Source organism: Streptomyces sp. SD15 (genome assembly GCF_054462255.1).
Genome location: NZ_JBTLMO010000043.1, coordinates 12,677 through 37,385 on the forward strand (window position 1 = coordinate 12,677; position 24,709 = coordinate 37,385).

Below are 24,709 nucleotides of genomic sequence, written 5' to 3' on the forward strand. Positions count from 1 at the left end.
GGGGTGGGGCCGGGTGATCGCCGAAGCCCGTCCCCACCCGCCATGTTGACTCAGTACACCCGGCATAGTGCTTGTATGACGCCATCAGATGCTGGTGCGGAGACGGAGTTCGTGTGGGCGGCGCTGGGCGGGGACCCCGCGCTTGTGTCCCGGGTGTCGACGGTCGCACGGACGGGCGCGCTTGACGCCCGGCTGCCCGTACGGGAGTTGGCGCGGGCGTGCGTCGGGGCGTGCGCTCTCGCGGGCGCCGAGTTGACCGCCCTTCGCTCCGGGCGGGACGTGCCCGAGGTGCGGGTCGACGACGGGGCCGTGGCCACGGCGTTCGTGAGCGAGCGGCACCTGTTGATCGATGGACGGGCGCCCGTCAACTTCGCGCCGTTGTCACGGTTCTGGCGGACCGCCGACGGCCGGGTGCGGACGCACGCGAACTATCCCCACCATCGGGCGCGGCTGCTGAGCGCGCTGGGGCTGCCCGGCGACGCGTCGGTGGACACCGTCGCCGCTCATCTCGCGGAGCGGTCCGCCGTGGACGTGGAGGACACCGTGTACGCGGCCGGTGGCCTCGCCGTCGCCCTGCGTACGGCGAAGGAGTGGGCGGCGCACGAGCAGGGCGCGGCGGTGGCGCAGAAGCCTCTGCTGACCTCGGAGCGGATCGGCGACGCGCCGGTACGCGCGCTCGCGCCGCTCGCCGGTGCCCCGCTGCTGCCCGCGGCGGGCGTCCGCGTCCTGGACCTCACGCGGGTCATCGCGGGCCCGGTCGCCACCCGCACGCTCGCCCTGCTGGGGGCCGACGTCCTGCGCGTGGACGCACCGCGGCTTCCCGAACTCCCCGACCAGCACGCCGACACCGGCTCCGGCAAGCGTTCCACCACTCTCGACCTGGCGACCGACCGGCGCGCCTTCGAGGAACTGCTCGCCGAGGCCGATGTCGTGGTCACCGGATACCGGCCCGGGGCGCTGGACCGGTTCGGGCTCACGCCTCGGGCGCTGGCCGAGCGACGGCCCGGGCTGGTGGTGGCGCAGTTGTCGGCGTGGGGCGGGTACGGGCCGTGGGCCGAGCGGCGGGGCTTCGACAGTCTGGTGCAGGTCGCCACCGGGATCGCGGAGATCGAGGGTTCGGCGGAGCGGCCGGGCGCGCTGCCCGCGCAGGCCCTCGACCACGGCACGGGGTATCTGCTCGCGGCCGCCGTGCTCCGGTCGCTCACCGCACAAGCGCAGGAGGGTGGGACACGGCTCGTGCGGCTGGCGCTGGCCCAGACGGCGGCGTGGCTGGTGAACGGGCTTGTGCGGGAGAGGAGTTCGGCGGGGACCGCGTACACACCGGATCCCTGGCTCGCCGAGCGGGACAGTGCTCTGGGGCGGCTGCGGTACGCCCTGCCGCCGGTCTCCTTCGCGGACGGGCCGGAGGACTGGTCACGGCCGCCGAGCCCCTGGGGGACCGATTCCGCCCGGTGGGCTTGAGTACCGGGTCGGCCGGACACGTACGTATGGGCGGAATACCGTTCTGCCAGTTGTTTCACCTTGCTTGCCCGGATCTGTGTCGACTGGTGAAGTCTTGAGGTGACGTTGATACGACCGAGAGCCGAGGGGGTCGACGCGAGTGGCCCGGGGCGGCGGCCCGCCGTCGGACGGGCCGTCGCCGTACTCGCCCTGGTGGCCGTGGCCGCGCTGATCCCGCTGCTCGGCCCACGTGCCGCGCTGTCCGACACCGGCGAGGCCGCGGCTCCCGGAGTCGGCGGCATCGCCCTGCTGCGTGCGGTCCTGTTCGCGGCGCTGTGCGTCCCGGTCGGCGAACTGTTCGCGGCCAGGCTGGCCCGCCGGGTGCCGGGCGCGCCCCTGGGGGAGGCGCCTCGCAGTTGGGCGACCTACGCCGCCGCGGCCGGCTTCGTCGCCGCGCTGGGGCTCGCCTCGGTCGTGGCCACCGGCAATCTGCTGCCGCACCACCTCTCCGACATGGACATCGGCGGGCTCTACCGGACCCGGGACGGCAAGCTCGCGCTCCTGGAGGTCAACGCGTTCGCCGCGGCCGGACTGTGCGCTCGCTCGCGTCGACCGGCCACCCAGGTGTGGCCGCTGGCCGCGGTGGCCGTCGCGGAGGCGCTGCGTGCCCACCCCGCGACGGAACACAGCCCGCTCGTCGGCTCCGGCCTGACGCTCGTTCATGTGACGTGCGCGGCGCTGTGGGTGGGCGGTCTGCTGCACGTCCTGCGGATGCTGCGGAAGTGGCGTAATTCGGAGGCGGGTGTGGCACTGCTCGGCCTCTACGCGCGCGTGGCGGCCGTCCTGTTCGCGGCGGTCACCGCGACGGGTGTCTGGAGCGGGCTGCGCCGGATGCCGTCCGGCACAGTCCTGGACCAGCTGACGGACACGTCGTACGGGCGCACCCTGCTCGCCAAGCTGGTGCTGGTGGCCGCCGTCGCCGTGCTGGCGCTGCTCGCGCGGCTGCGGTTGCGCCGGACCACGGACCGGCTCAGTGCCTACGTGCCCGCGCGCGCGGAGGTGGTGGCACTGGGCCTGGTCGTGGCGGCATCGGGGCTCCTGACGGCGCTGCCGCTGCCGATCAGGTGGTGACCCTCGGTCGGCAGCCTCGGTCGGTGAACTCAGTTGGCGACGAGGACCTTGAGGGCCGTGCGCTCGTCCATGGCCTTGTAGCCCTCCGGCACGCCTTCGAGTCCGACGGTCCGGTCGAAGACGGGCGACGGGTCGATGGTCCCGTCGAGGACGTCGGGCAGCAGCTCCGGAATGTAGGCGCGCACGGGCGCGACACCGCCGCGCAGCGCGATGTTCCGGTCGAACATCACCCCGAGGTCGAGACCCGTACCGCTGCCGTGCGGCACCCCGACGAAGCCGATGGCGCCGCCGTCGCGGGTGATGTTCACTGCCGTCCGCATGGACTGCTCGGTGCCGACCGCCTCGACGACGGCGTGCGCGCCCTGGCCCCGGGTCAGCTCGCGCACGGCCTCGACGGCCGCCTCGCCGCGCTCGGCGACGACGTCCGTGGCACCGAATCGGCGCGCGATGTCCGTACGCACCTGGTGGCGTCCGAGCGCGATGATCCGCTCGGCGCCGAGCCGCTTGGCTGCCAGCACGGCACACAGCCCGACGGCCCCGTCCCCGACGACGGCGACGGTGGTGCCCTTCTGGACCCCCGCGCCGAGGGCCGCGTGGTGGCCCGTGCCCATGACGTCGGACAGCGTCAGCAGCGCCGACAGCAGGTGGTCGTCGGAGGCCGCGTCCTTGGGCAGTTGTACGAGGGTGCCGTCGGCGAAGGGCACGCGCACGGCCTCGCCCTGCCCGCCGTCGTACCCCACGGAGCCCCAGAAGCCGCCGTGCTCGCACGAGGTGGTAAGTCCCTCACGGCAGTAGTCGCAGACGCCGTCGGACCACATGAAGGGCGCGACCACCAGGTCACCGCGTCGCACGCCGGTCACATCGGAGCCGGTCTCCTCGACGATGCCGAGGAACTCATGTCCGATCCGCTGCCCCGCCTGCCGGGCGGCCTCGCCGCGGTACGCCCACAGGTCGCTGCCGCAGATGCAGGACCGCAGCACCCGGACGACCGCGTCGGTGGGCAGCCGCACCACGGGCTCGGGCACGTCCTCCACGCGCATGTCGTACGGGGCGTGGATGGTGGTGGCGCGCATGGAGAGGGTCCTTCTCGTGCGGGGCGTCAGTGGGTGTGCTCAGGGGGTGGTTGAGCGCCTCTCACCGTACGCCGCCGCGGGCGCGGGTCGCTCGCCGAGGGTGCCCAGCACCCCGCGGACCAGCAGAAACTGGGCGGCGGCATACGTGAGCATGATCCAGAAGTCCGGCCTCGGCAGCTGTGGCCAGGTGGCGACGCCGGTGGCGATGAGCGTGTCCGAGACCATGAAGAGGGCGCCGCCGAGCCCTGCTACGGGCCCGAGCCGCGTGGCCCCGTACGCCATCGCCGTCAGCAGCAGGCTGTAGCCCGCGACGGGGACGCGGAGACCGGCGGGCAGGTCGGGCCACAGGAGGGTGACGGTGGCGACGAGGGCGACCGCATACCCACCGGCGAGCCAGGCTCCACGCGCGCGTGGAGTGCTCTTTTCGAAGGGCCTCTCGAAGAGTTCGAAGGGTTTCTTGAAGAGCAGGAGATAGCAGACATGTCCGGCCGCGAAGGAGGCCATCCCCACGAGGAAGGCCGGGTCGGCGTCGGAGAGGAGCAGAACGTCGCCGCCCCAGCCGCAGAGCAGCGCGGCGACCAGCAGGCGCGGGCCACCGCGTACGGCCACGTGGGCGGCGAGGAGAGGCATCAGGAGCGGTTTGGCGACCATGTGCCCGGCATCGAACCCGACGGCGAGCGAGACGAGGTCCACCACCGTCGCGACACCGAAGGAGACGAGCAGCACGCGCGCGTGGCGTTCGGTCACGCGACGGGCTCCGTGACCGACGTCTTCGCGGCGGCCACCGGCGTGGGCTGCCAGCCGGGCCCCCTGAACACCCGCCCCGCCCGCTCGCGCCAACTCGTCGCCGCCTTCAGGTCCCTGGCGATGGCGGCGTACTCATGGGTGGCGACGCGCAGGGGGTTGTACGTGGCGATGTTCTTGGTGAGCCCGTAGAGGGGGCGCTCGGTCTCCGGGACGAACGATCCGAAGAGCCGGTCCCAGACAATGAGGATCCCGCCGAAGTTGCGGTCCAGATAGCCGCCCTGGGAGGCATGGTGGACGCGGTGGTGGGACGGGGTGTTGAAGACGAACTCGAAGGCGCGGGGCAGCTTGTCGATGCGCTCGGTGTGGATCCAGAACTGGTACACGAGGTTCGCGGACGAGCAGAACGCGAGTGCGGCGGGGTGCACGCCCAGGGCGATGAGCGGCACGTAGAAGGGCCAGACCGTCCAGGTCGTCCAGGGCTGGCGCAGCGCGGTGGTGAGGTTGAACTTCCGGCTGGAGTGGTGGACCACGTGGCAGGCCCAGAGGATGCGGATCACGTGGTGTCCGCGGTGGGACCAGTAGTAGAAGAAGTCCTGCGCGAGCAGCATCAGCGGGATCGTCCACCACAGGACGGGCACCCTGAGGGGGGTCAGTTCGTGGATCGCCGTGTAGACGGCGACGATCGGGATCTTCCACAGGAAGTCGAAGGCGAGACTGCCCAGTCCCATGCCGAGGCTCGTCGCGGCGTCCTTCGTCTCATAGCCCGCGGCATCGTCGTCCGGGTGGATCCTGACGCTCACCATCTCGATCACGGTGAGCAGCACGAAGGCGGGTATCGACCAGACCACGACATCGGGGAGGTTCGGCATGGGTGCACCGTAGAACCGCTGGTCCGCTGCGGCTAGGGGTTGTTACCCACAAGTATTACCGGCGGTACGCGCTTGCTTCTTGGTGATCTCCGCCAACTGTCAGGGGCACGCCGCGCGGTGCGTTCACGCCCCCGCCGCTCCCAGCAGGGCCCCCGCCGCGTACGTCACCGCCATCGCCAGCGCTCCTCCGGCCACGTTCCGCAGCACCGCCCTCCTCGCGTTCGCCGCCCCCAACCGCGCGCTGCTCCACCCGGTGAGGACGAGCGCGGCCAGCACCGAGACGACCGTGACCCAGAGCCGCCAGTCCACCGGCGGCAGCACGATCGCCAGCAACGGCAGCAACGCCCCCACGGTGAACGCGAGGAAACTCGCCCCCGCCGCGTTCCACGGGTTGGTGAGCGCGTCGGGGTCGATGCCGAGCTCCACGCGCGCGTGAGCCTTCAACGCGTCCCGTTCCGTCAGCTGAACCGCTGCCTCATGAGCCACCTCCCGCGACAGGCCCCGCCCCTGAAGCAACTCCGTCAGCTCCTCCAGCTCGGCCTCCGGCTGCTCCTTGAGCTCCCGTTTCTCCATCGCGAGGGCGGCCAACTCCGAGTCCCGCTGGGTGGAGACGGACACGTACTCGCCCGACGCCATCGACATGGATCCGGCCAGCAGCCCGGCGAGGCCGGCCGTCAGCAGGGTCGAGCGGTCGTCCGTCGCTCCGGCCACACCGACGACGAGACCCGCGGTGGACACGATGCCGTCGTTCGCGCCCAGGACCGCCGCCCGGAGCCAGTTCAGTCGGGACCCCAGCGCCTCGCCGTGAGCCTCGTCGTGCGTGGGTTCGGTCACCTCCGGAGGATGGCATCCCGGAGGTCACCAGACACGTACCGACCCTCCCCTCGCGAAGACCGGGCTCGTCGCGTCCGCGGGCGGGTCTCCCAGCGGCTGTGCCAGTTCGTCCACCGTCGGTCCCGTCTTCGCCGCGAGCAAGTCCAGGTACGCCAGGTCGAAGCCGTACACGCGGGCCGCGTTGCCGCCGACCATGGCCGCGATCTCCTCCCGCGGCAGGCCCGCGTAGGCGATGCGCAGGCCCTCGCGGGAGTAGGGGTAGGTGCCCTCGTCGTGTGGGTAGTCGCTGCCCCACATGATCTTGTCGAGGCCGATGCGGTCCCGGAGCGGTACCTCGTGCGGGCGCATGAAGCTGGCGCCGACGAAGCAGTTGTCCCGCCAGACTTCCGAAGGGCCCTTGCCCATCGCCGCGGCCAGTCCCGCGCCGAATTTCGACTCGGCCGTCGACGCCTTCGTCGCGGCTGCGACCAACCGGCCGTGGTAGTAGTCCAGCATGTCGAGCACCCCGGGGATCCAGCCCGAGCCCTGCTCGGTCAGCACCAGCTTCAGGGCCGGGTGACGGCGGAAGGCGCCGCCGAACACCAGGTGCCACAGCGCCCGGTGCGAGAACCACGTCGTCTCCACCATGAAGACCGCCCGCGCGGCCGGCTCCTCGCCCAGGGGCGGCGACGCCGAGCCCGCGTGATGGTTCACCGGCACGCCCAGCTCCGCGCACACCGCCCAGATCGGGTCGTACGCCGACGAGTACAGCTCGGGCAGGCCCGAACCCGGGGGTGTGCCGGGCAGCAGGAGACCGCCCGTGAGCCCCGCGTCCGCCGCCCAGCGGATCTCCCGCACGGCCTCGTGCACGTCGTTCAGGAGGATCTGGAAGACGCCCGCCCGGCGGCCCGGCGCGGCCGCGCAGAAGTCCGCGAGCCACCGGTTGTGGGCACGCAGTCCGGCCCACCGCCGCTCGAACTCCTGCGCCGTCGGCGCCGGCGCCATCAGGGAGGCCGACGGGAAGAACGGCGGGATGGTGTTCGGGAAGACGACCTCCGCGACGATCCCGTCCGCCTCCAGCTCCGCGAGGCGCCGCTCGGAGTTCCAGTTCTTGTCGGCCGTGTCGGCGAGCAGGTCCTCGTAGGGATTGACGTACGTGGCCGCCCACGCGTCGAACGCCTCGTGGTGTTCCTTCGCCAAGTACGGCCGGTAGTCCAGGAGATCGGCGCCCGCGTGGCAGTCGGCGGAGATCACCGTGTACCGGTCGTGCCGGTCGTCGGTCAGGCCGTACCGGTCGTCGGTCATGGGGTCACCCCCAGGGCCGGGAAGTCGTGGTCGGTCAGCCAGTGCCGTCCCACCTCGCGCGAGCGCGCCCACGACGCCTCCACGGCCGTCTGGTCGTCGCTCTGGCCGAGATCGGCGGGAGTGGGGCCGATACGCCGGGCGAGCGGGGTCAGCCGCTCGACGTCGAAGCCGAAGACGTCCGCGGCCGCGAGACCGAGGATGCGGCGGGTCTCCGACACGGGGATGTCATGGAAGGTTTTCGACAGCCACGCGCGCGTGTCGGGCCAGGTGCCCTCGGGGTGCGGGAAATCGCTGCCCCAGAGGATGTTGTCGACGCCGATCTCGTAGCGCTGGGCGAGTTCGCGGCGCTTGGTGTTCGTCGCGCAGATGAAGATCTGCCGGTCCAGGTACTCGTGCGGGGGCCGCTTCAGCTCCGCGAAAGGCGAGAGCTTCTTGCCGCCGTGCGCGCCGAGATAGAGGCGGTCCATGAACCAGAGGAGGTTCGGCAGCCACCAGCAGCCCGACTCCGCGACACCGAACTTCAGTCCCGGATGGCGTTCGAAGACACCCGACCAGAGCAGGAACCAGAAGGGGCGGGCGGGCCACCACGTCACCTCGCTGACGTAAATGCCCAGGTGGTCGCCGTACTCGTGGCGCGGCGCCGCCCCGGAGTGGGTGACCACCGGCATCCCGCACTCGGCGGCCGCGGCCCACACGGGGTCGTAACGGCGGTCGTGGTACGGCTCCTTGTCGACCCACATGGAGGGGATCATCAGCGCGCCGAGGCCCGACTCCTTGGCGCGGTACACCTCCGCGACGACGGTGTCGGGCGAGGCCGTGATGGGCAGCAGGGCGACACCGCAGTGCCGTTCGGGGTGCTCGGAGACGAAGTCGGCCAGCCAGCGGTTGTGCGCCTGCGCGCCCGCCATGCCGAGCTGCGGGTCCTGGTCCCCGGAGAGGCCGAGGCCCACGCCGAAGGGAGCGGCCGTCCGGCTGTCCACGGCGTCCGCGTCGGGGAAGACCACCTCGCCCGCGACGCCGTCGCCGTCCAGTTCCTTGAGGCGCTGCGCGGTGTCCCAACCGCCGCGCAGCCCCTCCTCGTTGTCCTGGAACCACTTGCTCGCGAACGCCTCGTTGCGGACGCCGAGCCGCGTCATCTCCTCGCGGCGCCGGTCGCGGCCCGCGAGGAATTCGTCGAAGTCCCGGTGGAAACGGGAGTCCAGATAGGGCCGGTACTCCTCGGTGGGGAGCCCGGCATGGCAGTCGGAGGAGATGATCAGATAGGGGTCCCGGTCGGTCATCGCCCGCCTCCTCAGTCCAGAATGAAGTTCTCCAGGTACGACGGGTCGGCGCGGTCGAGCATCGACTGCGACCGCGCCCGGATCTGCCGGTCGCTGTGCTCGCTCTCGGGCAGCAGCCAGAACCGGTCCGCGCGAATCCCCTCGGCTACGAGGTCGGCGACCTCCTCGACCGGCGTGAACCGCACCTCCTGCCCCGCCTCCTTCATCGCGGCCTCCCATTGGTCGAGGCTGCGGTACGGGGTCTTTCGCGGCTGCTGTTTCGCGTACCGCGACGGCCGGTTGCGGTACGACTCCCACAGGCCCGTACGGAGCATGTGGGGCCCCGGGAACAGCACGGACGCCCCCACGCGCGCGTGCTCCGCCTTCAGCTGCGCGTACAGGGACTCGGTCATCGTCACCACGGCCGCCTTGGTGACGGCGTACACCGACGCGGTGGGCAGCGGGGCGATCCCGCCGTCGCCCGACGAGGTGTTGACGACATGGCCCGGCTCTCCCCCGGCGATCATCCGCGGGACGAACGCCTGGATGCCGTGGAAGACGCCCCAGACATTGACGGCGAAGGCCCACTTCCAGTCGTTCGGGTCGTGCTCCCACATGCGGCCCTCCGCACCGGAGCCGACGCCGGCGTTGTTGCACAGGACGTGCACGGCGCCGTACTTCTCGTACGTGTCCGCCGCGAGCGCGAAGACCTCCTCGCGCTCCCCGACATCCACCACGCGCGCGTGCACGTCGGCGCCGTCCGCCCGCAGTTCATCGGCCGCCTTCCCCAGGGCGCCCTCCTCGACGTCCGCGAGGACCACCTTCAGCCCGTCCGCCGCGAACCGCCGTGCCATCGCCAGCCCGATGCCGCTCGCCGCACCGGTGACGACGGCGACCTGTCCTGCTCGAAGATCCATCAGAGACTCCCTTCGGGAGGCCCGTCGAGGATCTGCCGCGGGTCGTCGTAGCGCTGGTGGATGTACGGCAGCAACGCCTGTGCGCTGACCCGCTCGGCCACCTTGCCCCGCTGGTCGGTGGTCTTCTCACCGAGGGTGATCTCGACGAGTTCGCGTACGGGGAGGTCGGCGACCGGGTCGTACATCGACTCGCGCAGGACGACGTCCCCGGTGACGCGCTCCAGCTTGCGCACCTTCTCGTTGCGCAGGCAGTGCACGAGCACGGGGTCCGCGTCGAAGCCGGAACCGTCCACCGCGGGAAGGAACTTGAAGTAGAAGTCGGTCCTCTGGGCGGGCTCCGGGAGGGGCAGGTCGCCGCTGATGGCACCGCGTACCTCGACGAAGGCGATGCCGTGCCGGGCGAGCGCGGCGCGTACGAGGAGACCGTCGCGCTCGACGGTCACCTCGCCGAGCTTCTTGGGCTCCCCGAAGACCTCGCGGCCGCCGATGAGAGCCCGCTCGTGGGTCATCGGCATGACGAGCGGGTACCAGCCCTCGACGCCGTCATGCGCCGCGGCGACGGCGAACGAGCCCGCTCCCAAGGGGTACCCGGGCAGATCCACCTTGCTGATGTTCACCCGCACCAGGGGCCGCCCGGTGGGTTTGAGCGGGGGCGGCAGAACCGCCGCGACCGCGTCCGGATCGCTCTCCCAGACGGCCACCACTCCGGTGGACCAGATGTCGGGGAGCTTGGCGCTCGCGGTGCGCGCGGCGTCGATCTCCGCCTCGGTCCGTGCTCCGTACCGCACTCGTGCCATGGTTCCGTACCACCCTTCGTGGGCCGTTACCTGCTGGTGGCGCGCAGCACGGTTGCAGCACCCGGGCCAAAGGTCCATAGCCGTGCGCCTCGGGGCTTGCACCAACCGAAACCAAGAGGAACCAGGCGGAACCACCAGATGACCCTGGCCCCAGAAAGGCTCGGTGGCCCCGGAGGGCACGACCGGGCCCGTGCAGCGGCGGCCGGCGGGTGGGCGTGGCGTCAACTTCGGTATGGTTCGGTGCGATTGCGCGGTGCACGCGCGCGTGGCCGCGTCCCAGGCCCTCGGAGGCCCGCGTTCCGGTAAGGCGGGGGCCGGACTGTCAGTCGCGGCCCGTATCCTCAGTGACCATGCTCGAAGACCTGACGACCGCAGCGTCACCAGTCTCCTGGCCGGCCGCGTATCCGCAGGGGTACGCGGTCGTCGACGTGGAGACCACCGGCCTCGCCCGGGACGACCGGATAATCTCGGCCGCCGTCTACCGGCTGGACGCGCGCGGCGAGGTCGAGGACCACTGGTACACGATGGTCAACCCGGAGCGGGACCCGGGCCCGGTGTGGATCCACGGTCTGACGAGCGACGTGCTCGAAGGTGCCCCGCTCTTCCAGGACATCGCCGAGGAGTTCGCCGACCGGCTCGCCGACCGCGTGCTCGTCGCGCACAACGCGGTCTTCGACTGGTCGATGATCGCCCGGGAGTACGCGCGCGCGGAGCGTGAGGCGCCGGTGCGCCAGCGGCTGTGCACCATCGCGCTCGCCAAGGAGCTGAACCTTCCGCTGCCCAACCACAAGCTGGAGTCGCTGGCCGCGCACTTCGGCGTCGTACAGCAGCGGGCGCACCACGCGCTGGACGACGCGCGCGTGCTGGCCGAGGCGTTCCGGCCGAGCCTGCGGGCCGCCGCGCGCGACGGGATCCGGCTGCCGTTGCTGGAGTGCCGACCGCTCAAGGAGTGGTCCGACAGCGCCGCGGCACCGCGGATCGGGCGGCAGTCCGGTGGCGACTCATCCAGCGGTTACTCGTCCGGTGGATACCCGTCCGGGAGTTGGCGCCCCTCGCGCAAACGCCCCGCATGCCCCTACCCCAACCCAGGTCGGTACGAAGAGGGCAAACCGCTCAAGCAGGGCATGCGGGTCGCCTTCTCCGGGGACACGTCCGTCGACCGCGAGCTGCTGGAGGACCGCGCCGTCGAGGCCGGGCTGCATGTCGCGACGAGCCTGTCCCGGCTGACCAGCCTGCTCGTCACGAACGATCCGGACTCCAGTACATCCAAGGTGGTCAAGGCCAGGCAGTTCGGGACCCCGGTGATCGACGAGGCGGCGTTCGGCCAGCTGCTGCGGGATGTGGAGCCCGCGTCACAGAAATGACCGGGCCACCGGCATGGCCGAGGCCGCCGACGTGACCGGGGCCCTGACGTGCCGGAGGACCGCTGACGGACGACGGGAGCGTACGGGTGATTGGCGGACGACTCGCCCGGCGTTCGCTAGCCCGCGCCGCGTCGACGCCCCACCCTGTGGCGCATGGCGAGATGTGAAGTTTGCGGCAATGACTACGGCATGACGTTCGAGGTGCACGCACAGGGCTCGGTGCACGTCTTCGACTGTTTCTCCTGCGCGATCCACCGGATGGCCCCCATCTGCGAGCACTGTCGCGTCCAGATCATCGGCCAAGGGGTCGAGGTCGAGGGCCACTGGTTCTGCGGCGCCCACTGCGCCCGCGCGGAGGGGAAGGTGGGGATCATCGACAAGGTGTGAGGGCACGCGGGGGTGTGGCCCTCGACGGGACCCTCCCGTCGAGGGCCAATTGGTGCGGGGTACCGTCAATGGGGTGTACCGCTTCCTGTTGTCCCGGCAATGGGTGATCCTCACCCTTGTGACGCTCCTGCTCATCCCGACGATGATCCGGCTGGGCTTCTGGCAGCTGCACCGTCATGAGCACAAGGTCGCGCTGAACGAGGTGATCTCGCAGTCGCTGGCGGCCGATCCGGTGCCCGCCGAGTCGCTCACGGCGCCGGGGCAGCACGTGGAGCACGAGGACCTGTACCGCCGGGTGACCGCGAAAGGCACGTTCGACACCGCGGACGAGGTCGTCGTACGGCGTCGTACGAACGCCGACGGCGAGGTCGGCTACCACGTCCTGACCCCGTTCGTCCTGGACGACGGCCGGGTGCTGATCGTCAACCGGGGCTGGATCCCCTCCAACGGCTCGCAGACCGCGTTCCCGAAGATCCCGGCGCCCACGAAGGGCGAGATCACCGTCACCGGGCGGCTGATGCCGGACCAGACGACCGGCGACAGCGGCATCAAGAACATCCAGGGCCTGCCCGACCGCCAGGTCATGCTGATCAACAGCGAGCAGCAGGCGAAGAGCCTCGGCAAGCAGGTCCTCGGCGGCTACATCGAGCAGACCTCGCCCGAGCCCAAGGGCGACTCCCCCGAGCTGATCCGCGACCCCGAGCACAACGACATCGGTCCGCACATGGCCTACGCGATCCAGTGGTGGCTCTTCTCGGCGGGCGTGCCCGTGGGCTGGATCATCCTCGTCCGCCGCGAGCGCCGCGACCGGGCGGCAGCCGCCGCGTCGGAGGTCCCTCGGGAGCCGGCCACGGCGGCCGTGTAGCTCGGCGTCTCGAACCGCCCCCCGAACCCGACCCCCGCGTCACCCGGTCGGCCCCCGCGCAGATTGACCCCGTCTCTTGCCGGGAACTCGCCCCACGTGCACCCACGCATCGAGGACTACGCGCTCATCGGGGACGAACAGACCGCCGCTCTGGTGGGCCGGGACGGGTCCGTCGACTGGCTCTGTCTGCCACGGTTCGACTCGGCGGCCTGCTTCGCCGCGCTGCTGGGCGACGAGGAGAACGGCCACTGGCGGATCGCACCCACGGGCGCGGGCCCGTGCACCCGGCGCGCGTACCGGCCGAACACGCTGGTGCTCGACTCCGAGTGGGAGACGGACGAGGGCGCGGTCCGTGTCACCGACTTCATGCCGCAGCGCGAACACGCGCCCGATCTCATCCGCATCGTCGAAGGCCTCAGCGGCCAGGTGACGGTGCACAGCACCCTGCGGCTGCGCTTCGACTACGGCTCGGTCGTGCCGTGGATGCGCAGGGCGGACGGCCACCGGGTGGCCGTCGCGGGCCCCGACTCGGTGTGGCTGCGCAGCCACCCCCAGGTACGCACCTGGGGCAAGGACTTCCGTACGCACTCGGAGTTCACCGTGGAGCCGGGCGAGCAGGTCGCCTTCGTACTGACCTGGCATCCCTCGCACGAGTCGCGCCCACCGCTCGTCGACCCGTACGAGGCGCTGCGCTCCAGCGTCGACGACTGGCAGGCGTGGGCGGCGCGCTGCCGTTACGACGGTCCGCACCGGGACGCCGTCGTCCGCTCCCTGATCACCCTCAAGGCCCTCACCTACGCGCCGACCGGCGGGATCGTGGCCGCCCCCACCACCTCGCTCCCGGAGGAACTCGGCGGCCTGCGCAACTGGGACTACCGCTACTGCTGGCTGCGCGACTCCACGCTCACCCTCGACGCGCTCCTGTCGGCGGGGTACCACGAGGAGGCCGAGGCCTGGCGCGACTGGCTGCTGCGCGCGGTCGCGGGCGACCCGGCGGACCTGCAGATCATGTACGGCCTCTCCGGTGAGCGCCGGCTGCCCGAGTTCGAGCTGCCGTGGCTGCCCGGCTTCGCCCGCTCGTATCCGGTCCGGATCGGCAACGAAGCCGTGAAGCAGTTGCAACTGGACGTGTACGGCGAGGTCATCGACTCGCTCTCGCTGGCCCGGCGTTCGGGCCTGCCTTCCAAGCCGCACATGTGGCGGCTGCAGTGCGCCCTGATGGAGTTCCTGCGGACGGCCTGGCGGCAGCCGGACGAGGGGATCTGGGAGGTGCGCGGCCCGCGTCGGCACTTCGTGTACTCGAAGGTGATGGCGTGGGTGGCCGCGGACCGCGCCGTACGCGCGCTGGAGAGCGACTCGACCCTCACCGGCGACCTGGACGGCTGGCGCGCGATGCGCGAAGAGGTGCACCAGGAGGTGTGCGAGCGCGGTTTCGACGCCGAGCGGAACACCTTCACGCAGTTCTACGGTTCACGCGAACTGGACGCCTCCCTGCTGCTCATCCCGCGCGTCGAATTCCTGCCGCCCGACGATCCACGGGTCGTCGGCACCATCGACGCGGTGCGCGCGGATCTCGAACGCAACCGCTTCCTGCTGCGCCGCTACAGCGACGAGGGAACCGACGTCGACGGGCTGCCGGGCGGCGAGGGCGCCTTCCTCGTCTGCTCGTTCTGGCTCGCGGACGCGCTGCATCTGACGGGCCGTACACAGGAGGCGCGCGCGCTGTTCGAGCGGCTGATCGGGCTGGCCAACGACGTGGGGCTGCTGTCCGAGGAGTACGACCCCGTCGCGCGCCGCCAGCTCGGCAACTTCCCGCAGGCGTTCAGCCACCTCGGCCTGGTGGGGACCGCCCTCAACCTGTTCGGGGGCGGGAAAACGGGATAGGGGAGGATGGGGGCATGGATCTTGGACTGAAGGACCGGGTGTACGTCGTCACGGGAGCCACCCGTGGCCTGGGCAACGCCGCCGCGCGGGAGCTCACCGCCGACGGCGCGAAGGTGATCATCACCGGGCGGGACGAGAAGACGGCCGCCGACGCGGCGTCCACGCTCGGCCCGAACGCGGTCGGGGTGGCCGCCGACAACGCCGACCCGGGGACCCCGGCCCGGCTGATCGCCGCGGCTCGCGAGCACTTCGGCGGATTCGACGGCATTCTGATCAGCGTCGGCGGCCCGCCGCCGGGGTTCGTCGCGGACAACACGGACGAGCAGTGGACGGCCGCGTTCGAGTCCGTCTTCCTGGGCGCGGTCCGGCTTGCCCGAGCGGCCGCCGCCGAGCTCGGCGAGGGCGGTGTCATCGGCTTCGTCCTGTCCGGCTCGGTGTACGAGCCGATCCCGGGGTTGACCATCTCCAACGGTCTGCGCCCGGGCCTCGCGGGCTTCGCCAAGTCCCTCGCGGACGAGCTGGGCCCGCGCGGCATCCGCGTCGTCGGCCTGCTTCCGGCCCGTATCGACACGGACCGCGTGCGCGAGCTGGACGGCTTCTCCGCAGACCCGGAGGCCACCCGCGCTGCCAACGAGGCCCGTATCCCGCTGCGCCGCTACGGCACCCCGGAGGAGTTCGGCCGCACGGCCGCGTTCCTGCTCTCACCGGCGGCGTCGTATCTGACGGGCCTCATGCTGCCGGTGGACGGCGGCGTGCGGAACGGGTTCTAGATCCTTTCACCGCGATCGATCCCTTCGATGCGATCACGGTCAACTCACCCGCTCGGCCCGGTGCTTGACCCCGCGGAGGCGTACCTCCGCGGGGAGCGCGGCGAGGCCCGCCGAGTCCCGCGCGTGCGCGAGCGCCTCCGTCGTCAGCAGATGCAGCGCCTGCCCGGGGTCCACATGCGGTTCCAGCAGGAGCCGCATCCGTGTCCCAGGGGTGCTGCGCCGCCCGGTCAGCTGGACCTGTGCCCGCTCGACGCCGTCCAACCGCCCGGCCTCATCGGCCAGTACGCCCTCCAGGGCACGCCCGCGCAGCAGCGCCCCCTCGCCGTCGCCGGTGTCGACGAGCACCTCCGCGAGCCGGCGCCGCCGCAGCACGGCCGACAGCCACCACAGGGCTAGCAGCACGAGGACCGCGAGGACGGCGAGGACGGTCGGCCACCACCAGCCGTCGTCCCGCCACCGGGTCCGCTCGGCCTCGCTGAGCAGCACATCGCGCCGTCCGTCGTGAATCCACCACGAGGGCGGCCGCACACCGAGGCCGACGGCGAGCACGGAACCGCCGAGGAGGACCAGCGCCAGACCGATGATCCCGAGCAGCAGACGGTTGACGATCCTGAGCACCGCGCTCACCCCTTCCGTCCGGGGCGCGCCACGTGCACCGACAGGGCGGGCGGCCGGGCGAGCCCGAGCCCACGGATCCCGTCGGCGAGCGCGGCGTCCAAGTCGGCGCGTACGTCGTCGAGTTCGCGGAAATGCGAGACCGCGCGGACGTCGACCTTGGTCCGTCTCGTCCGGACCCGGACCGATCGCACCCCGGAGACCTCCATGGCCCGGTCGCGCAGTGCCGTCGCGGCGGCGCCCCGGTCCAGACCGGCCCGTACGTCGGGGTGGACGCGCCGCATCGGCAGGATGTCGCGCAGCCCCGGCGTCACCGCGAGGACGATCAGCAAGAGCCCGACGGCCGCCGCGACCCCGGCGCCGACGAGCACCCAGGTGTCGTCGAGGGGGCGTTCGGCAAGCTGCCGGGCGAGGGACCTGCGCCAGTGCGTGGCGGGCTGGTCGGCGCGTACAGCGGCGATGTCGTACAGGAAGACGCCCGCGCCGACCAGGATCAGCAGCGCGACGATCCCGGCGGGGACCCGGCGCACCGACCAGAACCTGCCCTGGCCGCCGTCCTCGTCGGCGGTGGGCAGGGGGTCGTAGGCAGCCGCGGAGGCGGACTGGCCGAGCTCGCTCGCGGCCTCCTTCTCCATGACGGGCATGCGTCGGGTGGTGCTGTCGGAGCCCTGGGGCTCGCTCATTGCGTCCTCCCGTGTGCCGTGCCGGGCGCCGGTGCCAGGTGCAGCCGCTCCACCTGGACGGTCACCTCCGGCACTTCCATCCCCGCCAACGCCCTTACCCGCTGAGCGACATGGCGACGCACCGCCTGGCACCGGCCACCGACGTCGGAGGGGTAGTCGAGTTCGAGCTGGACGCGGACGCGGGCGCTGTCGTGGTGGACGGCGACCGTCGCGTGCGGGGGCATGGCGTCGGGGGGCAGCGTCTCCAGTGCCTCACGGGCCGCCTGTGCGGCGATCTTCGCCACGACCCGGTCGGCGATCCGGGTCGCGCCGCGCTCGGCCGCCGCGACGGCCGTCTCGGGCCGCCGGGTCTCCCCGGGCCGACCGGTCACGGGCGTCACCGTCACGGTCACCGTCGCCGGTCGTCGCGAGGACGGAAGAAGTTTCCGAGATCCATATCTCCTTCGAGGAACCGCCCGACGACGAAGCCGACGGCACCCAGGGCGGCCACCAGAAGGAAGGCCCCAAAGCCCCCGAAGTATCCGGCGAAGCCCAACGCCATTCCGGCGATCATGCCGATCACGGCCAAGCTCATGTGCGCTCCTCAGCTGTTCGGTGGCCGGGCCGGTCACTGGAGCCGCGACTCCGACTCCTCTTCTTCTTCCTCGGGAAGCTTCACATCACTCACCGCGATATTGACCTCGACGGCCTCAAGACCCGTCATGCGCTCGACAGCGGCGATGACGTTCTCGCGGACGGCGCGGGCGACATCCGCGATCGACACGCCGTACTCGACGACGATCTCCAGGTCGAGTGCGGTCTGCATTTCCCCGACCTCGGCCTTGACGCCCCTGCTGACGGACTTGGAGCCGCCCGGCACCCGGTCGCGCATCGCCCCGAAGGTCCGGCTCAGCCCGCTGCCCATCGCATACACGCCGAGGACCTCCCGGGCGGCGAGCCCGGCGATCTTCTCCACGACCCCGTCGGCGATCGTGGTCCGCCCCCGGCCCGCGGGATCACCGCCGCCCCGCCTGGTGGGCTTACGGGTCTGGGGCGACTCCTTCTCGCCCTCGGGGTTCTGCGTCCGGTTCGGCTCCGTCATGTCGGTCATCGCCGTACGTCCCTTTCGGTCGTTCCCCTATCGCCCACAGTAAGCGGGGTTGCACGGTCTCGCGCCGTGGATGCGGCAGGCTGGAGGAATGACGGCGGACCGATGGACACAAGCGGTACGGCACCAACTCCGGCTGGGGCGCCTCCTCCCCCTCGGACTCCCGCAGGACGGCGCGTGGATCACGGAGAGGGCGGCCGACGGAGTGCTACGGCGCACGGCGGCCGGCCTTCGCGGCATCCGCCTCGGCGCGCTCCGGATCTCCCTCGCGGACCCGGGCCAGGTGTACGACCCCGTCGTACCGCCTCCGCCCAGCGCGCTGCCACCCGGTGAACTCCGCGTCACCGCCGAGTTCACCGCCTCGACGGACCCGACGGCCCCTGACGTCGAGCCTCTCCCCACCACCGCGGCCCGCCTCCGCCTGGCCCTGGCCGCGGCAGCGACGGAACGTCTCGGCCTGACGGTCACGGAGGTGGACCTACGGGTGACGGAGCTGCTCGACGAGGAGGAGCCCCCTGTCGCCGTAGGCCCCGATGACCTGCGACCGGCCGCCGAGCCGAAGGACTCCGAGGAGTCGCGGGCGGCGGCCGCCGCCCTGTCCGTACCAGGCGTGCTCCATCTGACGAACACCCTGGGCCGCCCGGTCCACATCGAGGACGCGCCGGGCGGCGACACCGCCCTGCCCCGCCGCCATGTCCGCATCGAACTGGCCGTCTCGGCGAACGAAAGGGCGGTGGAGGTGGCACGGGCAGTCCGGGCAGCCGTCACGGACACGTCGTCGGTGACTGTGCTCGTGACAGCCGTGCAATGAAGCGCCCCGTCATGGGCGCGGGGCTGTGACCTGTGCGGCTCCGCCGCGTGGCCGCGACCAGCCTGCACCGCCCCGAAGCCAAAAGACGCCCTCAGTCCCCCACTCCCGCAAGGTCCCGCAGGCGCCGCGCCTGCGCCGCCCGCTCGGCAACCCGCTGCTCCTCGTACGACCGCCCCTGCGCCCCCCGCAACAACGCCTTCGTCTCGATGACCGCGTCCCTCGGCGCGGACAACAGCGCCGCGGCAAGGTCCCGTACGGCGTCGTCGAGCTGTTCGACGGGCACGGCGAGGTTGGCGAGACCGGTGCGCTCGGCCTCCTCGGCCAGGACGAATCGACCCGTGGCGCAGATTTCGAGCGCGCGGGCGTATCCCACCAGGCTCACCAGCGGATGCGTCCCCGTGAGGTCGGGCACCAGCCCCAGGCTGGTCTCGCGCATGGCGAACTGCACGTCGTCCGAGACGACGCGCAGGTCACACGCGAGCGCGAGCTGGAAACCCGCCCCGATGGCATGCCCCTGGACGGCGGCGACGGACACGATGTCGCTGCGCCGCCACCAGGTGAACGCCTCCTGGTACTCGGCGATGGTCGCGTCGAGCTCGGCGTCGGCGCCGCGCGCGAGGTCGATGAACGACGGCTCGCCGTCGAAGCCCTCGGGCGTGAACGCCTGCCGGTCGAGCCCGGCCGAGAACGACTTGCCCTCGGCACGCAGCACGACCACACGGACGGAGCCCGGCAGTGACCGTCCGGCTTGCGTCAACGCCCGCCACAGAGCAGGATTTTGGGCGTTGCGCTTGGCCGGGTTGGTCAGCGTCACCGTGGCGATCGCATCGTCAACGGTGAGCCGTACGCCGTCCTTGTCGAGTACAGGGTCGAGCGAAACCATGGGGTGCCTCCGATGGGTGCGGCCGGATCAGGCGCGTACCCACGAGAGACGCACCTAAGTGACTGCACAGTAACCACCCGGCCGATCAACCGACCGGCCGGGTGGTCACCACCGAAGCCGATGGGGACGCCCGGCCTCAGGCCGAGGCGGCCTTCTTGCCCCGCGTCGCTCCGCCACGCCCTCGAAGCGTGACGCCCGATTCGCTGAGCATCCGGTGCACGAAACCATACGAGCGGCCGGTCTCTTCGGCCAGCGCTCGGATGCTCGCACCGGAGTCGTACTTCTTCTTCAGGTCTGCCGCGAGCTTGTCGCGCGCGGCGCCGGTCACCCGGCTGCCCTTCTTCAGAGTCTCGGCCACCCGTGCCTCCTCATGGGAAGTGCGCTCTGGACTTCTCATGATCACCCCTCAAGGGCTCCATGGCCACCCATTCGGCAAGGTCCGTGAGACAAGGTTTTGACGACGGGAGCCCGTCCCCACAAGTGGAATCAAAGGTTCCGGGCACCTCTGTCCGTACGACCGAACGGGTTGATCCACGAAGTAGCAGGTCAGCGACGCAAGACGGCCGAGCCCTTGGAAGTAACGGGCTCGGCCGCGCAATCGATGTAGGACACACCTCGGTACGAGGAGATCTCACACAGATGATGGATCACGGATCGGCCGAATGATCCATACGCAGTGGATCAGTCATTCGATCACGCCGGGCTGACACCCGGCGAAACGGTGTCCCGACTCAGGCGAGGGCCACCAGGTCCGCGTAGTCGGCGCCCCACAGGTCCTCGACGCCGTCCGGCAGCAGGATGATCCGCTCCGGCTGGAGCGCCTCGACCGCACCCTCGTCGTGAGTGACGAGGACGACGGCGCCCTTGTAGGTGCGCAGCGCGCCGAGGATCTCCTCGCGGCTGGCCGGGTCGAGGTTGTTCGTGGGCTCGTCGAGGAGGAGAACGTTCGCGGAGGAGACCACGAGGGTCGCGAGCGCGAGCCGGGTCTTCTCGCCGCCGGAGAGGACCCCGGCGGGCTTGTCGACGTCGTCGCCGGAGAACAGGAACGAGCCGAGCGTCTTGCGGACGTCGACCAGGTCGAGGTCGGGGGCCGCGGAGCGCATGTTCTCCAGGACCGTGCGCTCCGGGTCGAGGGTCTCGTGCTCCTGCGCGTAGTAGCCGAGCTTGAGACCGTGGCCCTCGACGACCTCACCGGTGTCGGGCGTCTCGACGCCGCCGAGGAGCCTGAGGAGGGTCGTCTTCCCGGCACCGTTCAGGCCCAGGATGACGACGCGCGAGCCCTTGTCGATGGCCAGGTCGACGTCGGTGAAGATCTCCAGAGAGCCGTACGACTTCGACAGACCCTCGGCGGTGAGCGGGGTCCTGCCGCAGGGCGCCGGCTCGGGGAAACGCAGCTTGGCGACCTTGTCGGAGGCCCGTACCGCCTCGAGGCCGGCGAGCAGCCGGTCGGCGCGCTTGGCCATGTTCTGCGCGGCAACCGTCTTGGTGGCCTTGGCGCGCATCTTGTCGGCCTGCGAGTGGAGGGCGGCGGCCTTCTTCTCGGCGTTCTGCCGCTCGCGCTTGCGGCGCTTCTCGTCGGCCTCGCGCTGCTGCTGGTAGAGCTTCCAGCCCATGTTGTAGACGTCGATCTGGGCGCGGTTGGCGTCCAGATAGAAGACCTTGTTGACGACCGTCTCGACGAGGTCGACGTCGTGGGAGATCACGATGAAGCCGCCGCGATACGTCTTCAGGTAGTCGCGCAGCCAGACGATCGAGTCGGCGTCGAGGTGGTTGGTCGGCTCGTCGAGCAGCAGCGTGTCCGCGTCGGAGAACAGGATCCTGGCCAGCTCGATACGGCGTCGCTGACCGCCGGAGAGCGTGTGCAGGGGCTGGCCGAGCACGCGGTCGGGGAGGTTGAGCGCGGCGGCGATGGTGGAGGCCTCGGCCTCGGCGGAGTAACCGCCCTTGGTGAGGAACTCCGTCTCCTGGCGCTCGTACTGCCGCATCGCCTTGTCTCGGGTGGCTCCCGAGCCGTTGGCGATGCGCTGTTCGTTCTCGCGCATTTTGCGCAGCAGTACGTCCAGGCCGCGTGCGGAGAGGATGCGGTCGCGGGCCAGGACGTCGAGGTCGCCGGTGCGCGGGTCCTGCGGCAGATAGCCGACCTCGCCGGAGCGGGCGACGGTGCCGCCGGCGGGGATGCCCTCGCCGGCGAGAACCTTGGTGAGGGTCGTCTTGCCCGCGCCATTGCGGCCGACCAGGCCGATGCGGTCGCCCTTGGCGATACGGAAGGTGGCGGACTCGATGAGGATGCGGGCGCCGGCGCGCAGCTCGATACCGGAGGCGGAGATCACGGACAGACTCCAGGGCAGGGGTTGGCGGGATGGGCGGCTGAGGACGTTCCCGCCGTCTATTGCGCGAGGAGACAGGCCATGGGCCAAGTCTAACGGCGCCGTGCAACCACTTTTCCTGTGTGCGGGGGTTCGGCACTGTGACGCTCATTGCCCAGCGGTTCACGGCCCGGGGCGATTTCGCCCAGGTCATCCACGGCGACGAGCTGCGTGGTCCAGATGTCGGTGGTGGCGCAGGGCTGGGCGATCAGGAGAGCGCCGACGTGACGTACCGCACGCTCGGGGGCGAAGGCGCAGCCGGGGCGGGCGGGCAGGCTCCAGCGCAGATCGCCGTCGGCGATGCGATAGGCGGCGATGCGCTGGGGAGTGACCACGGCGAGCATGTGGGCACCCAGGGGACGCAGAACGCCGGTCGCCTCGTGGTCGGCGAGCCACCGGACGAGCCCGGGAAGGGCCCGGTGCCAGCGCACGCCGCCGTTGCCGCGCGCGGTGTCGGTGACCAGTCCGTCGTCCCAGAGGGTGATCGCGTGCTCGCGCGCGGGGAGCACGGCGAGCGGACGGCGGCCTTCGCGGGCGTAGGTCCAGCGGGGGTGGCCGGTCGTCTCGTCGTAGGCCTCGACGGTGGCTCTCGTCGTCCGCAGCGGGGGCCGCTGTATGGCGTGCGCGCGCTCCACGCGCGCGTGGAGCGTGAGGCGGTCTCCGTAGGGGGCGCGGCGGGCTTCGTGGGCCGCGTTGAGGAGGGGAGCGGCGAGGAGCAGGGTGAGAGCGACGGGCAGCAGCGCACGAGCCGTACGGCGGCGGGGGGCGGGGGGCGGGATCTGGGCGGCCTCGGTGTACGCGGCGGCCTCGGTGTACGCGACAGCCACGGCGTCCGTGACGGTCTCGGTGTTCGTGGCAGTCGCGGTGTTCGTGACAGGCGCAGTGCTCGTGACAGGCGCGGTCTCCGCGACGGCCTCGGGACGGGCGGCTGCCTCGGTGTCCGTGGTCGGCGGGACGGCCGGTCCGGCATCTGTCGCCTCGAACGGCACAGCGATCACTTTGCCCCTTTCGCCACCACGGCCCACGAATCAGGCGGAGAGCGTAGGCGCGGGCGGCCGGAACGGCCGTCAGGACACGGCGGACCGCCGGCGCGTCCCCCGTTCGGACCTCCGCCCGGCGCCGGGGCCCGGGGTGCGTACGAGGATGGCGCCACAGAGCGACGTACGCAGACGTACGCAAAGGGTGGTGTGCCCATGCAGTTCGACGACGACGCCGACCTGGACACCTCCGAGGTGCAGGATGTGCGCGGCAGTCGGATTCCCGGCGGCAAGGCGACCGTCGGCGGCGGCATCGCCGGTCTGATCGCCCTGCTCCTGGGGCTTTTCTTCGGGGTCGGGCCGGAAGAGCTCGGCCTCTCCTCCGGCGACGACCAGCCCGCGGCGACCTCCTCCTCGCTCGCCCAGGTCCAGCAGAGCTGTCGGACCGGACAGGACGCGAACACCAGGGAGGACTGCCGCATCGTGGCGGTGGTCAACAGCGTGCAGGACTTCTGGACGGAGGAGTTCCGGCGGCGCGGCGGTACGTACACACGGTCGCCGACGGTCTTCTTCAGCCAGCGGGTCGGTACCGCGTGCGGCACCGCGACCTCGGCGGTCGGGCCCTTCTACTGCCCTGCCGACCGCAAGGTCTATCTGGACCTGGGCTTCTTCGACGATCTGCGCACCAAGTTCGGCTCCACGGGCGGGCCGTTCGCGCAGGCGTACGTGGTGGCCCACGAGTACGGGCACCACGTGCAGGACCTGATGGGAACCCTGGGCAGGGCCCAGAGCGGCGTCACGGGGGCGAACAGCAACTCGGTGCGGTTGGAGCTGCAGGCCGACTGCTACGCCGGGGTGTGGGCGCACCATGCGACGACGACGAAGGACGAGTCGACGGGCAGGCCGCTGATCACCGACCTCACGGCCGCCGACATCCGCGACGGCCTGAACGCGGCGGGGGACGTCGGTGACGACCGGATCCAGGAGAGGTTCCAGGGCCGGGTGACCCCGGAGACCTGGACGCACGGCTCGGCGGCGCAGCGGCAACAGTGGTTCTACCAGGGCTATCGCACCGGCGACATGGCGCAGTGCAACACCTTCCGCTGACCCGTGCGTTCGCTCGGCGGAGCGTTGTCAGTGCCCGGTGCAAGACTGGGCAGCGGGTGACATTCCGGCGGTGGGACGGGCTTTGACGGCAGGACAGGTCCCGGCCGCGAGACGAGAAGGAGTGATCGGCATGGCAGGCATGGACGGCGGGCGCCCGAGCATCTACCCGACACTGTTGTACGCGGACGCGAAGGCAGCGATCAGGCAGCTCACCGAGGCCTTCGGCTTCAGCGAACAGTCCGTGTACGAAGGCGAGGACGGCTCGGTGCTGCACGCCGAGCTGGTGCAGGGCAATGGCGCGATCATGCTCGGCTCCAAGGGCCGGGGCGGTCGCTTCGACGAGGCGATGAAGAGCGCGGGGCCCTGTGGGGTGTACATCGTCGTGGACGACGTCGACGCACACCACCAGCACGCCGTGGACCACGGCGTGGAGATCCTGATGCCCCCGACGGACCAGGACTACGGCTCGCGTGACTACATGGCCCGGGACGCCGAGGGCAACATCTGGAGCTTCGGCACGTACGCCCCCGAGATAGCGGGCTGACGGCAGCTCTGTCAG

General features: G+C 71.3%; 27 protein-coding genes. 10 read left to right on the forward strand and 17 right to left on the reverse strand.

Annotation, left to right across the window (positions count from 1 at the left end; all coding sequences use genetic code 11):
- The first annotated feature begins 75 nt into the window (after nucleotides 1–75).
- Together ACX28W_RS32650 and ACX28W_RS32655 are read left to right on the forward strand one after the other, a co-directional pair.
- The gene (locus tag ACX28W_RS32650; protein ID WP_459003583.1) at nucleotides 76–1,461 is read left to right on the forward strand and encodes a CoA transferase; all 1,386 of its coding nucleotides are present in this window, start codon (nucleotides 76–78) and stop codon (nucleotides 1,459–1,461) included.
- Nucleotides 1,462–1,560: 99 nt separating this feature from the next.
- Nucleotides 1,561–2,571, forward strand: coding sequence for a CopD family protein (locus tag ACX28W_RS32655; protein WP_459003584.1), 1,011 nt, complete (start codon nucleotides 1,561–1,563; stop codon nucleotides 2,569–2,571).
- 29 nt (nucleotides 2,572–2,600) lie between these two features.
- Here ACX28W_RS32655 and ACX28W_RS32660 read toward each other — a convergent pair whose 3' ends face one another.
- From ACX28W_RS32660 to ACX28W_RS32695, 8 genes are all read right to left on the reverse strand, one after another.
- Entirely contained in the window at nucleotides 2,601–3,644 is a 1,044-nt protein-coding gene (locus ACX28W_RS32660) for a zinc-dependent alcohol dehydrogenase family protein (RefSeq protein WP_459003586.1), read from the reverse strand.
- A gap of 39 nt (nucleotides 3,645–3,683) precedes the next feature.
- On the reverse strand, nucleotides 3,684–4,391 hold the full coding sequence (locus ACX28W_RS32665) for a lysoplasmalogenase (protein ID WP_459003587.1): 708 nt from the start codon (nucleotides 4,389–4,391) through the stop codon (nucleotides 3,684–3,686).
- On the reverse strand, nucleotides 4,388–5,260 hold the full coding sequence (locus tag ACX28W_RS32670) for a sterol desaturase family protein (protein ID WP_459003588.1): 873 nt from the start codon (nucleotides 5,258–5,260) through the stop codon (nucleotides 4,388–4,390). The genes ACX28W_RS32665 and ACX28W_RS32670 overlap by 4 nt, the downstream gene beginning before the upstream one ends.
- Before the next feature lie 123 nt (nucleotides 5,261–5,383).
- Complete coding sequence (locus tag ACX28W_RS32675) at nucleotides 5,384–6,094, reverse strand: VIT1/CCC1 transporter family protein (RefSeq protein ID WP_459003589.1); 711 nt, start codon at nucleotides 6,092–6,094, stop codon at nucleotides 5,384–5,386.
- Nucleotides 6,095–6,118: 24 nt separating this feature from the next.
- Nucleotides 6,119–7,378: an amidohydrolase family protein gene (locus tag ACX28W_RS32680; protein ID WP_459003591.1), complete on the reverse strand. Its 1,260-nt coding sequence runs from the start codon at nucleotides 7,376–7,378 to the stop codon at nucleotides 6,119–6,121.
- Entirely contained in the window at nucleotides 7,375–8,658 is a 1,284-nt protein-coding gene (locus tag ACX28W_RS32685) for an amidohydrolase family protein (RefSeq protein WP_459003593.1), read from the reverse strand. The genes ACX28W_RS32680 and ACX28W_RS32685 overlap by 4 nt, the downstream gene beginning before the upstream one ends.
- A gap of 11 nt (nucleotides 8,659–8,669) precedes the next feature.
- On the reverse strand, nucleotides 8,670–9,554 hold the full coding sequence (locus ACX28W_RS32690) for an SDR family NAD(P)-dependent oxidoreductase (protein WP_459003595.1): 885 nt from the start codon (nucleotides 9,552–9,554) through the stop codon (nucleotides 8,670–8,672).
- Entirely contained in the window at nucleotides 9,554–10,351 is a 798-nt protein-coding gene (locus ACX28W_RS32695) for an acetoacetate decarboxylase family protein (protein ID WP_459003596.1), read from the reverse strand. The genes ACX28W_RS32690 and ACX28W_RS32695 overlap by 1 nt, the downstream gene beginning before the upstream one ends.
- 350 nt (nucleotides 10,352–10,701) lie before the next feature.
- On the opposite strand from ACX28W_RS32695, the gene ACX28W_RS32700 reads away from it, so the two are divergent.
- From ACX28W_RS32700 to ACX28W_RS32720, 5 genes are all read left to right on the forward strand, one after another.
- Nucleotides 10,702–11,715, forward strand: a complete 1,014-nt coding sequence (locus ACX28W_RS32700) for a DEDDh family exonuclease (protein WP_459003598.1) — start codon at nucleotides 10,702–10,704, stop codon at nucleotides 11,713–11,715.
- A 153-nt stretch (nucleotides 11,716–11,868) separates the two neighbouring features.
- Complete coding sequence (locus tag ACX28W_RS32705) at nucleotides 11,869–12,102, forward strand: hypothetical protein (RefSeq protein WP_078629285.1); 234 nt, start codon at nucleotides 11,869–11,871, stop codon at nucleotides 12,100–12,102.
- Nucleotides 12,103–12,175: 73 nt separating this feature from the next.
- Nucleotides 12,176–12,967, forward strand: a complete 792-nt coding sequence (locus ACX28W_RS32710) for an SURF1 family cytochrome oxidase biogenesis protein (protein ID WP_459003600.1) — start codon at nucleotides 12,176–12,178, stop codon at nucleotides 12,965–12,967.
- 96 nt (nucleotides 12,968–13,063) lie between these two features.
- The gene (locus ACX28W_RS32715) at nucleotides 13,064–14,851 is read left to right on the forward strand and encodes a glycoside hydrolase family 15 protein (RefSeq protein WP_459003602.1); all 1,788 of its coding nucleotides are present in this window, start codon (nucleotides 13,064–13,066) and stop codon (nucleotides 14,849–14,851) included.
- 14 nt (nucleotides 14,852–14,865) lie between these two features.
- Nucleotides 14,866–15,621: an SDR family oxidoreductase gene (locus tag ACX28W_RS32720; RefSeq protein WP_459003603.1), complete on the forward strand. Its 756-nt coding sequence runs from the start codon at nucleotides 14,866–14,868 to the stop codon at nucleotides 15,619–15,621.
- Nucleotides 15,622–15,660: 39 nt separating this feature from the next.
- Here ACX28W_RS32720 and amaP read toward each other — a convergent pair whose 3' ends face one another.
- The 5 genes from amaP to ACX28W_RS32745 are packed head-to-tail and all read right to left on the reverse strand — an operon-like array spanning nucleotide 15,661 to nucleotide 18,009.
- Nucleotides 15,661–16,248, reverse strand: a complete 588-nt coding sequence (gene amaP / locus ACX28W_RS32725; protein ID WP_459003605.1) for an alkaline shock response membrane anchor protein AmaP — start codon at nucleotides 16,246–16,248, stop codon at nucleotides 15,661–15,663.
- Nucleotides 16,245–16,919, reverse strand: a complete 675-nt coding sequence (locus tag ACX28W_RS32730; RefSeq protein ID WP_459003607.1) for a DUF6286 domain-containing protein — start codon at nucleotides 16,917–16,919, stop codon at nucleotides 16,245–16,247. The genes amaP and ACX28W_RS32730 overlap by 4 nt, the downstream gene beginning before the upstream one ends.
- Nucleotides 16,916–17,290 (reverse strand): Asp23/Gls24 family envelope stress response protein, encoded by a 375-nt coding sequence (locus ACX28W_RS32735; RefSeq protein ID WP_459003609.1) that lies wholly within the window; start codon nucleotides 17,288–17,290, stop codon nucleotides 16,916–16,918. The genes ACX28W_RS32730 and ACX28W_RS32735 overlap by 4 nt, the downstream gene beginning before the upstream one ends.
- Nucleotides 17,291–17,307: 17 nt before the next feature.
- Nucleotides 17,308–17,493, reverse strand: a complete 186-nt coding sequence (locus ACX28W_RS32740) for a hypothetical protein (protein ID WP_459003611.1) — start codon at nucleotides 17,491–17,493, stop codon at nucleotides 17,308–17,310.
- Nucleotides 17,494–17,526: 33 nt separating this feature from the next.
- Entirely contained in the window at nucleotides 17,527–18,009 is a 483-nt protein-coding gene (locus ACX28W_RS32745; protein ID WP_459003612.1) for an Asp23/Gls24 family envelope stress response protein, read from the reverse strand.
- 88 nt (nucleotides 18,010–18,097) lie between these two features.
- Here ACX28W_RS32745 and ACX28W_RS32750 point away from each other — a divergent pair, with 88 nt between their 5' ends.
- Nucleotides 18,098–18,817: a nucleopolyhedrovirus P10 family protein gene (locus ACX28W_RS32750; RefSeq protein ID WP_459003614.1), complete on the forward strand. Its 720-nt coding sequence runs from the start codon at nucleotides 18,098–18,100 to the stop codon at nucleotides 18,815–18,817.
- A gap of 91 nt (nucleotides 18,818–18,908) precedes the next feature.
- Here the strand turns inward: ACX28W_RS32750 and ACX28W_RS32755 are convergent, their stop codons facing one another.
- The 4 genes from ACX28W_RS32755 to ACX28W_RS32770 all read right to left on the reverse strand — a co-directional run bounded on the left by ACX28W_RS32755 (nucleotide 18,909) and on the right by ACX28W_RS32770 (nucleotide 23,064).
- Nucleotides 18,909–19,700 (reverse strand): enoyl-CoA hydratase/isomerase family protein, encoded by a 792-nt coding sequence (locus tag ACX28W_RS32755; protein WP_459003615.1) that lies wholly within the window; start codon nucleotides 19,698–19,700, stop codon nucleotides 18,909–18,911.
- A gap of 136 nt (nucleotides 19,701–19,836) precedes the next feature.
- The gene (locus ACX28W_RS32760) at nucleotides 19,837–20,058 is read right to left on the reverse strand and encodes a helix-turn-helix domain-containing protein (protein ID WP_006123601.1); all 222 of its coding nucleotides are present in this window, start codon (nucleotides 20,056–20,058) and stop codon (nucleotides 19,837–19,839) included.
- Nucleotides 20,059–20,431: 373 nt separating this feature from the next.
- Nucleotides 20,432–22,030 carry an ABC-F family ATP-binding cassette domain-containing protein gene (locus ACX28W_RS32765; protein ID WP_459003616.1) on the reverse strand — a complete coding sequence of 533 codons (1,599 nt, stop codon included), beginning with the start codon at nucleotides 22,028–22,030 and terminating at the stop codon, nucleotides 20,432–20,434.
- Between the two features lie 89 nt (nucleotides 22,031–22,119).
- Nucleotides 22,120–23,064, reverse strand: a complete 945-nt coding sequence (locus tag ACX28W_RS32770) for a PQQ-binding-like beta-propeller repeat protein (protein ID WP_459003617.1) — start codon at nucleotides 23,062–23,064, stop codon at nucleotides 22,120–22,122.
- Between the two features lie 195 nt (nucleotides 23,065–23,259).
- On the opposite strand from ACX28W_RS32770, the gene ypfJ reads away from it, so the two are divergent.
- A complete protein-coding gene (gene ypfJ / locus ACX28W_RS32775; RefSeq protein WP_459003619.1) occupies nucleotides 23,260–24,150 on the forward strand; it encodes a KPN_02809 family neutral zinc metallopeptidase in 891 nt (296 codons plus the stop codon).
- A 130-nt stretch (nucleotides 24,151–24,280) separates the two neighbouring features.
- Complete coding sequence (locus tag ACX28W_RS32780) at nucleotides 24,281–24,694, forward strand: VOC family protein (RefSeq protein WP_459003620.1); 414 nt, start codon at nucleotides 24,281–24,283, stop codon at nucleotides 24,692–24,694.
- Nucleotides 24,695–24,709 lie beyond the last annotated feature (15 nt).

Coding starts and splice junctions, on each gene's coding strand:
- ACX28W_RS32730 (WP_459003607.1), bottom strand. CDS start 16,919: ATGAGCGAGCCCCAGGGCTCCGACAGCACCACCCGACGCATGCCCGTC.
- ACX28W_RS32740 (WP_459003611.1), bottom strand. CDS start 17,493: ATGAGCTTGGCCGTGATCGGCATGATCGCCGGAATGGCGTTGGGCTTC.
- ACX28W_RS32660 (WP_459003586.1), bottom strand. CDS start 3,644: ATGCGCGCCACCACCATCCACGCCCCGTACGACATGCGCGTGGAGGAC.
- ACX28W_RS32750 (WP_459003614.1), top strand. CDS start 18,098: ATGACGGCGGACCGATGGACACAAGCGGTACGGCACCAACTCCGGCTG.
- ACX28W_RS32685 (WP_459003593.1), bottom strand. CDS start 8,658: ATGACCGACCGGGACCCCTATCTGATCATCTCCTCCGACTGCCATGCC.
- ACX28W_RS32700 (WP_459003598.1), top strand. CDS start 10,702: ATGCTCGAAGACCTGACGACCGCAGCGTCACCAGTCTCCTGGCCGGCC.
- ACX28W_RS32690 (WP_459003595.1), bottom strand. CDS start 9,554: ATGGATCTTCGAGCAGGACAGGTCGCCGTCGTCACCGGTGCGGCGAGC.
- ACX28W_RS32745 (WP_459003612.1), bottom strand. CDS start 18,009: ATGACCGACATGACGGAGCCGAACCGGACGCAGAACCCCGAGGGCGAG.
- ypfJ (WP_459003619.1), top strand. CDS start 23,260: ATGCAGTTCGACGACGACGCCGACCTGGACACCTCCGAGGTGCAGGAT.
- ACX28W_RS32755 (WP_459003615.1), bottom strand. CDS start 19,700: ATGGTTTCGCTCGACCCTGTACTCGACAAGGACGGCGTACGGCTCACC.
- ACX28W_RS32680 (WP_459003591.1), bottom strand. CDS start 7,378: ATGACCGACGACCGGTACGGCCTGACCGACGACCGGCACGACCGGTAC.
- ACX28W_RS32705 (WP_078629285.1), top strand. CDS start 11,869: ATGGCGAGATGTGAAGTTTGCGGCAATGACTACGGCATGACGTTCGAG.
- ACX28W_RS32695 (WP_459003596.1), bottom strand. CDS start 10,351: ATGGCACGAGTGCGGTACGGAGCACGGACCGAGGCGGAGATCGACGCC.
- ACX28W_RS32720 (WP_459003603.1), top strand. CDS start 14,866: ATGGATCTTGGACTGAAGGACCGGGTGTACGTCGTCACGGGAGCCACC.
- ACX28W_RS32650 (WP_459003583.1), top strand. CDS start 76: ATGACGCCATCAGATGCTGGTGCGGAGACGGAGTTCGTGTGGGCGGCG.
- ACX28W_RS32780 (WP_459003620.1), top strand. CDS start 24,281: ATGGCAGGCATGGACGGCGGGCGCCCGAGCATCTACCCGACACTGTTG.
- ACX28W_RS32670 (WP_459003588.1), bottom strand. CDS start 5,260: ATGCCGAACCTCCCCGATGTCGTGGTCTGGTCGATACCCGCCTTCGTG.